12 protein-coding genes are annotated in these 6488 nt (G+C 55.4%); 11 read left to right on the forward strand and 1 reads right to left on the reverse strand.

The features are described 5' to 3' along the window. From ACT8X9_RS12320 to ACT8X9_RS12365, 10 genes are all read left to right on the forward strand, one after another. Window positions 1–145: NlpC/P60 family protein (locus ACT8X9_RS12320; protein ID WP_444269187.1), on the forward strand; the 145-nt coding region annotated here is incomplete at its 5' end. Between the two features lie 18 nt (window positions 146–163). Further along, window positions 164–427 carry a DUF4315 family protein gene (locus ACT8X9_RS12325; protein ID WP_444269178.1) on the forward strand — a complete coding sequence of 88 codons (264 nt, stop codon included), beginning with the start codon at window positions 164–166 and terminating at the stop codon, window positions 425–427. Next, entirely contained in the window at window positions 424–1182 is a 759-nt protein-coding gene (locus tag ACT8X9_RS12330) for a DUF4366 domain-containing protein (RefSeq protein WP_444269179.1), read from the forward strand. Before ACT8X9_RS12325 ends, ACT8X9_RS12330 begins: the two co-directional genes overlap by 4 nt. Next, window positions 1179–1355 (forward strand): hypothetical protein, encoded by a 177-nt coding sequence (locus ACT8X9_RS12335; protein WP_444269180.1) that lies wholly within the window; start codon window positions 1179–1181, stop codon window positions 1353–1355. Before ACT8X9_RS12330 ends, ACT8X9_RS12335 begins: the two co-directional genes overlap by 4 nt. Before the next feature lie 4 nt (window positions 1356–1359). Continuing rightward, window positions 1360–1713, forward strand: coding sequence for a cysteine-rich VLP domain-containing protein (locus ACT8X9_RS12340; RefSeq protein ID WP_444269181.1), 354 nt, complete (start codon window positions 1360–1362; stop codon window positions 1711–1713). 178 nt (window positions 1714–1891) lie between these two features. Next, a complete protein-coding gene (locus ACT8X9_RS12345) occupies window positions 1892–2491 on the forward strand; it encodes a defense against restriction DarA-related protein (RefSeq protein WP_444269182.1) in 600 nt (199 codons plus the stop codon). Between the two features lie 10 nt (window positions 2492–2501). Continuing rightward, window positions 2502–2681, forward strand: coding sequence for a DUF4316 domain-containing protein (locus ACT8X9_RS12350; RefSeq protein ID WP_419035609.1), 180 nt, complete (start codon window positions 2502–2504; stop codon window positions 2679–2681). Beyond that, the gene (locus ACT8X9_RS12355; protein ID WP_444269183.1) at window positions 2678–3025 is read left to right on the forward strand and encodes a plasmid mobilization protein; all 348 of its coding nucleotides are present in this window, start codon (window positions 2678–2680) and stop codon (window positions 3023–3025) included. The genes ACT8X9_RS12350 and ACT8X9_RS12355 overlap by 4 nt, the downstream gene beginning before the upstream one ends. Before the next feature lie 160 nt (window positions 3026–3185). Then, a complete protein-coding gene (locus tag ACT8X9_RS12360; RefSeq protein ID WP_444269184.1) occupies window positions 3186–3479 on the forward strand; it encodes a CD1845 family protein in 294 nt (97 codons plus the stop codon). Between the two features lie 143 nt (window positions 3480–3622). Then, window positions 3623–4981, forward strand: a complete 1359-nt coding sequence (locus ACT8X9_RS12365) for a relaxase/mobilization nuclease domain-containing protein (RefSeq protein WP_444269188.1) — start codon at window positions 3623–3625, stop codon at window positions 4979–4981. A 202-nt stretch (window positions 4982–5183) separates the two neighbouring features. Here the strand turns inward: ACT8X9_RS12365 and ACT8X9_RS12370 are convergent, their stop codons facing one another. Then, entirely contained in the window at window positions 5184–5546 is a 363-nt protein-coding gene (locus ACT8X9_RS12370; RefSeq protein WP_444269185.1) for a helix-turn-helix domain-containing protein, read from the reverse strand. A 143-nt stretch (window positions 5547–5689) separates the two neighbouring features. Between ACT8X9_RS12370 and ACT8X9_RS12375 the strand changes: the two genes are divergently transcribed. Beyond that, window positions 5690–6358 (forward strand): response regulator transcription factor, encoded by a 669-nt coding sequence (locus tag ACT8X9_RS12375; RefSeq protein ID WP_444269186.1) that lies wholly within the window; start codon window positions 5690–5692, stop codon window positions 6356–6358. Window positions 6359–6488 lie beyond the last annotated feature (130 nt).

The raw sequence follows: 6488 nt of genomic DNA on the forward strand, positions 1-6488 counted from the left end.
AACGTATGACTCACCGGGCGTGTCTCATGTAGGCATCTATGTGGGCGTCGGCTGGATGCTCGTCTGCGGCGACCCCTTCCATTATTCCAATCTCAACACGAGCTATTGGCAGTCCCACTTCTACGCCTACGGCAAACTTTATTGACAAGGAGGATTTTTGAATATGGCAATCAGCAAAAGCGCAAAAATCGAGGCTGAGATCGAAAAGGTCAAGGCCAAGATTGCGGAACAGCAGGCCCGGCTGAAGGAGCTGGAACAGAAAAAGCACGAGGCGGAAAACAGCGAGATCGTGGACATCGTGCGGGGCATGAGTATTTCCCTCACCGATCTGCCCCTGCTGCTCCAGTCCATCCAGAACGGCGGCAAGGCAGCTTTGGGACAAAGTGTCCCGAAGTCTGCTTCCCCGGAAATGGAGGTGGCGGAATGAAAAGAGGATTTAGGTTGCTGACGACGGCGCTTTGTGCCGTCGTTCTTTTATGCGGTTTTTCCGTCACGGCCTACGCCGGGGGCGGCGACGAGTACATCGAGGAAACCACGCCCCCCGAGCAGACCGGGGGCGTGAACTGGGAGGGGCTTGACCCGGTGGAGCCCGGCGAGGGCTTTTCTGAGGAGGGCTCCCTTGTGACCCGTGATCTGCTCTATGACAAGCACACCAACAAGCAGTTTATCACCGTCCAGACCAGCGGCGGCAGCACTTTCTATATCGTCATCGACTACGACAAGCCGGTGAACGAGGAGGAAGAACAGTATCAAACTTATTTTTTCAGCGTTGTGGACGAGGCTGACCTACTGGCCGCTATGGAGGCCGCTGGCGGTGAGCCGCCCGCCTGCACCTGCGGGGATAAATGTGCGGTAGGGGCCATCCACACCGATTGCCCCGTCTGCTCCGTCAACATGGGCGAATGTGCTGGTACAGCTCCCGAGCCGAAACCCGAACCCACCCCGGAGCCCGAGCCCGAACCCGAGAAAAAAAGCGGGCTGGGCTCGCTGTCCCTTGTGCTTGCCATCTTCGCCGTTGGCGGCGGGGCCGGGTGGTACTTCAAGATTTACCGCCCCAAGCACCAGCAGGCCGCCGCGCCCGAGGATGACTACGAGGAAGAAATGGACGCTTACAACGATTTTGAGGATGACGGCCCTCCGTGGGACGAGGACGATCCCGAACCCGAGGAGGACAATGTATGAATTTTACCAACAGCCCTTACGAAACCATGATGAAAAGGCCGTCCCATATCCAGCCCCCGGCCACGCCCAAGGCCCCCAAGGGCTCCCGCTGTGACGGCTGCCCCTACTGGCGGGGCATCGCCTGTATGTCCTGCTACCGGGATCTGCTCAAAACCCCGGATGGCGGGAGGTGATGCTGTGGCCCGTGAGCTGACCCGTGAGGAAAAGGCGAAGATCCGCAAGCTGGTGACAAAGTGGTGTGCCAACTACGACAAGGAGTGCGGGTGCTTACCGCTGGATTGTGAGTGCTATATGCTGGGGAAATGCTGGACGGGGAGCTATTGCCGCTACTTCCGGGAGGCTGTTCTGCCCCTTGATTCTGTGCTGGAGGCGGCGCTGACCGCCGAGGGCCCCGCCCCCGAAACCCGGCTCTGCCCGATTTGCGGCAGCGTCTTTCTCCCGGACGGCAGGACGCGCTACTGCTCCCCGGCCTGTGCGGGGGCCGCTCTGCGGAAACAGAAGCGGGATTATATGCGTAAAAAGCGGGGCTGATGTGTAGAAAATTAGGCCCCGAAAAACCCGCTGATTGCAAGGCTTTTCGGCCCTCGTTCCGGGGGTGGGGGGTATCTTTCCCTATCCCACCCCGGTTTTACTCAAATGCTTTCCACATCGTATATCTGACTTTGGGACACTTTGTCCCGAAGTGCAAACATTTCTGAGAGGAGGTTCTATGGACAAAAACCAAGGCTATGCCATTCTGAAGGCTGTTATGCTGGAAAACGGCAGGGGCTTTGCGCTGGGTGAACACCCCACCGCTCCGTCCCCCTATGTCACATGGGCCTGTTACGATGACAAAAACGGCCAGCGTCAATATGAGTGGGGGCACTACGGGAACGATCTGACCGCTATGGAACAGGACTTTGCAGACCGGGTGCAGGACTACCAGCGGCTTTTCAAGGTCAAGATCGTGCGGATCGAGGCCCCCGGCCTTTACAAGTATTATTCCACCCAGCGGCCTGTGGACATCGGCACATTCCCGAAGCCGCCCCATAACGCCCCGGATGAGATCGTCAACTACGATCAGCGTATCCCCGTGGAGGGCGGCGCGTTTGTGGCGTGGGGCCATCTGACCTACACCAAACCGCTGACGGAAAAACAGGCGTCCGACTATGAGCTCCGTCCCGCACCCAATATTTCCGAGCTGCGGCGGGAAAGCTGCGGCAGGCCCCGACCGATTGCCCAGCAGATGAAGGAGGCCGCTGCTCTGACCGAGGCCAACCGGGGCGATCCTGCCCCCAAGAAAAAAGCCCCCGACCGGGGCGACCGATAGGAGGATCAAAATGGAAGAAAGATATAATCCCATGAAAAGCGCAGAGATCGCCGCCGAGCATAACTACAACATGATCGACGGCGTTCTGAACAACCAGCTTCCGGCTCTGCCCCCGGAACGGGAAAAGAAACTGGATAAGGTGAAAGAGCCGCCCAACAAGCGCCGCAGCCGGGAGCGCGAGGAGCGATGACAAAAAAGCGCGTCCGCAGTATGCCGATCTATGTATGGGTGCGCCCCGATGAAATGGAGGTTATTCAAGGGCGCATGGCCGAGGCCGGGATCAGCAATCTGAGCGCCTATGTCCGCAAAATGGCCCTCAATGGGTATGTGCTCCATGTTGACCTTTCGGACATCCGGGAGCTGGTGTCCTTACAGCGGCGGTGTGCAAACAACCTCAATCAAGTGGCGATCCAAGCCAACACCTACGGGGGCATCTATCCCGAAGAAATTGCCCAGCTTCAAAAGGACTATGCGGCCCTGTGGGAGCCGCTGTCCGATCTGCTTAAAAAACTCTCCGCTGTAACGGAGCTCTGAATGTCCGGGGGATGGCCTTGTGCCGTCCCCCGGTTTTCTCGACTTCGGGACAAAGTGTCCCGAGGTGGAGAAAGCCAAAGGCGTCCTTGTTGTCCCATTTTTACGGAGTTATAATGGTATTGTAGAGGATAACAACAACTTTTTAAGGAGGTTTCAAGCTATGCGGTTTGTTCTGAAAATCTTTGCCGCGCCCTTTGTTCTGGCGCTGTCCCTCGCAGTCGGGGTGCTGTCATTCGTCTTTTCGCTGGCATCCTGGGCGTTTAGCATCCTGTCCCTGCTCTTTGCTGTCTGTGCGCTGTTTTCAATTTTTATCGAAGGTGATACGGCATGGGGAATACAGGGGCTTGTGATAGCTTTTTGCGTTTCGCCCTTTGGCCTGCCCGCTGTGGCCGAGTGGCTGATTAGCAAGCTGGACGGGCTCAACTACTCCTTGAAGTGCTTTATCACGGACTGATCACTTTGGGACACTTTGTCCCGAAGTAGCGAGGCGGCGGCTGACCGCAGCCGCCGCTTTTCTCTTGGAAAGGAGGAATACCCACGGCCACAACCTACCTAAAGGCACACCACATCAGCAAGGGGGAAACCATCGCCCAATCGCTGAAAGACCGTTTTGAATACGGGCAGAACCCGGACAAGACCGAGGGCGGGGAGCTGATCTCCTGCTATGAGTGCGACCACATGACCGCCGATGCGGAGTTCCTGCTCTCCAAGGCAAAATACAAAGCCATCACGGGCCGGGAACAGCGGCGGGATGCGGATGTACTTTGCTATCAGATCCGTCAGTCATTCAAGCCCGGAGAGATCACTCCCGAGGAGGCAAACCGTGTGGGCTATGAGACGGCCATGCGATGGACGAAGGGCAAACATGCCTTTTTTGTTGCCACCCACACAGACCGTCGCCATATCCACAACCACATTTATTACAATTCGACCGCGCTGGACTGCGCCCACAAGTACCGGGATTTTTTCAGATCGGCCAGCGCCCTGCGGCGGCTCTCTGACCGGGTGTGTCTGGAAAATGACCTGTCCGTAATTACCAATCCCAAGCTGCACAGCAAGGGGCGTTTCCTCAACTACGGCCAATGGATCGGTGAGCGGCCCCCGTCTGCCCAGCAGAGGCTCCGTCTTGCCATCGGGGACGCACTCGCAAAAAAGCCCGCCGACTTCGAGGCGTTCCTGCGGCTCATGGAGAGGGCCGGGTATGCCGTGAAGCGTGGGCGGGGCGGCGTGATCTCGTTCCTTGTGCCGGGGCAGAAGAAACCCACCCGGCTCCGGGCATCTACCTTGGGGGACGGCTACGATCCCGAGGACATTCGGGCGGTGATTGCCGGAGAACGGCCTGCCCCGGAGATCCCTGACGAGGCCCCGCCGCCCCAGCGGATCAATCTCATAATCGACATTCAAGAGCGGTTGAGCCAAGGCAAGGGCCCGGCCTATGAACGGTGGGCCAAGGTCTACAACCTCAAACAGATGGCCGCCGCTCTGCAATACCTCCGGGAGCATGAGCTGGGCGACTATGACGCGCTGGCCGCCAAGACCTCCGGGGCCGTGGATTGCTTTCATGCGCTGGCCGGGGAGCTGCGGGACACCGAGGCGGCCCTTGCCAAAACCGACCAGCTCATGGCTGCCACGGTGGACTATGCCAAGACCCGCTCTGCGTTCGACGGCTACAAGGCGGCGCGGTACAGCAAGAAATATCTTGCCGAGCATGAGGCCGAGCTTGCCAGCTACCGGGCAGCCAAGGCTGCTATGAATGATATTCTGGCCGGGGCCAAGCTCCCCAAGATGGACGCGCTCAAAAAGTCCCGCCGTGAGTTGGCTGAAAAGAAAAAGGCCCTTTATGCGGAATACCGCAAGGCCCAGCAGGATATGCGGGAGGCCGTGGCGATCAAGACCAACATCGATCATCTGCTCGGCGTAACCGGCGGGCGTGGAAATAAGGCACAGGAGCGATAGCACCGGGCCGCAGACAAAAGGCGCTATGCGCCGCCACTTCGGGACACTTTGTCCCGAAGTCTGCCGGGTTTGGGGAGGCTCCCCAACAAGCATTTTTGCAGGCCCCTCGGGGCGCAAAAATAGCGAGTGTCTATACACTTGCCCTGCTTGCCGTTTCGTGCAACCCCGAAAATGGCGCAAAAAAACGGAGGTCGCGCTGTTCTTACGCTTCCTCCGTTCTCCGGGCCTTTTTCAGCCCCTCTGCTGTGGCTTCGATAATCGTGAGTTCTTTTTCGTCCATTTCGTTGAGCAAGTGATCTATATGCTTTCGGCAGTCACTCTGGCCGTTCTGCTTGTCTGGATAGAAAAAATCATCTACGGAAATATCCAACAGGGTGACGAGCTGATAAAAAGTATTGAGGCTGGGATGCTGACCTCTATTTTCAAAATACATAATAGAACGCGGGGTGCGGTCTACAAGCTGTGCGAGGTATTCCTGTGTCCAGCCTTTGGCTTCTCTTTTGCGCTTGATTTCCCGGCCCAGCGCGTGAAAATCAAGTTTTCGTTCATCTTGGTACATTCTCATATCACCCCTACATTATTTTACATTTCGGGTGAGAATATTTGAACGAAGTGCAATTTTATGTTTTGGTAGTATTTTGTTTCGTGTTTCTGATAGACAAGGTGTTGCATAGATGTGATATAATAATTTCTGAGGGAGGTGGTGCTATGAAATACAAAATTCTTGTTGTCGAGGACGACACCGTAATACAAACGGAACTTGTAAACCTTTTGAATGGGAATGGCTATCATACAGACGCAGTTACTGATTTTTCTTCCATCGTGCAAGCCGTCAAGAATATCCAGCCCCATTTGATTTTACTGGATATAAAATTACCACAAGAAAGCGGCTATTCTATCTGTTCTCAAATCCGTGGCTTTTCCAATGTGCCGATTATTTTTGTGACGAGCTGTAACACGGATATGGACGAGCTGAACAGCATTTTGCTGGGCGGCGACGCCTTTGTTACAAAGCCCTATAATACCGCAATTTTACTGGCAAAGATTTCTTCTCTGCTGAAACGGGCTTATCCCGCAGAACAGGGTGAGCGGCTTGTATGGCAGGGAGCGGTTCTCCATTTGGAAAGTAGCACGATTGAATATGATGGCAGACAGGCGGAGCTGACAAAGAACGAGCTAAAAATTATCTACTATCTGTTCAAGCACGCGGGAAAAATTTGTCCCCGGAATGATATTGTTGATTATTTGTGGGACAACCAGCTTTATGTTGATGACAACGCTCTGAGCGTCAATATCGCCCGTATTCTGGAAAAGCTATCTGCTATCGGCCTAACTGGCTTTATCAAAACAAAACACAGGCAGGGGTACACGCTATGAACGGAAAACAGTATCTAAAAAACAAACTGCCTATGCTCGTTTTGAATTTGGTCTGCATGATGGCTCTTACTGCAATTCTGCTATTAAGCGGAAATAGTGAAGACAGTATCTCGCGTATATTGTTCGTGTG

It is taken from the genome of Faecalibacterium sp. (assembly GCF_052358865.1).
In the GTDB taxonomy this organism is placed as follows: domain Bacteria; phylum Bacillota; class Clostridia; order Oscillospirales; family Ruminococcaceae; genus Faecalibacterium; species Faecalibacterium butyricigenerans.

Bases quoted from the DNA above. Each gene is read 5' to 3' on its own strand.
- ACT8X9_RS12350 (WP_419035609.1), top strand. From the start codon at position 2,502: ATGGAAGAAAGATATAATCCCATGAAAAGCGCAGAGATCGCCGCCGAG.
- ACT8X9_RS12330 (WP_444269179.1), top strand. From the start codon at position 424: ATGAAAAGAGGATTTAGGTTGCTGACGACGGCGCTTTGTGCCGTCGTT.
- ACT8X9_RS12355 (WP_444269183.1), top strand. From the start codon at position 2,678: ATGACAAAAAAGCGCGTCCGCAGTATGCCGATCTATGTATGGGTGCGC.
- ACT8X9_RS12360 (WP_444269184.1), top strand. From the start codon at position 3,186: ATGCGGTTTGTTCTGAAAATCTTTGCCGCGCCCTTTGTTCTGGCGCTG.
- ACT8X9_RS12335 (WP_444269180.1), top strand. From the start codon at position 1,179: ATGAATTTTACCAACAGCCCTTACGAAACCATGATGAAAAGGCCGTCC.
- ACT8X9_RS12345 (WP_444269182.1), top strand. From the start codon at position 1,892: ATGGACAAAAACCAAGGCTATGCCATTCTGAAGGCTGTTATGCTGGAA.
- ACT8X9_RS12375 (WP_444269186.1), top strand. From the start codon at position 5,690: ATGAAATACAAAATTCTTGTTGTCGAGGACGACACCGTAATACAAACG.
- ACT8X9_RS12325 (WP_444269178.1), top strand. From the start codon at position 164: ATGGCAATCAGCAAAAGCGCAAAAATCGAGGCTGAGATCGAAAAGGTC.
- ACT8X9_RS12370 (WP_444269185.1), bottom strand. From the start codon at position 5,546: ATGAGAATGTACCAAGATGAACGAAAACTTGATTTTCACGCGCTGGGC.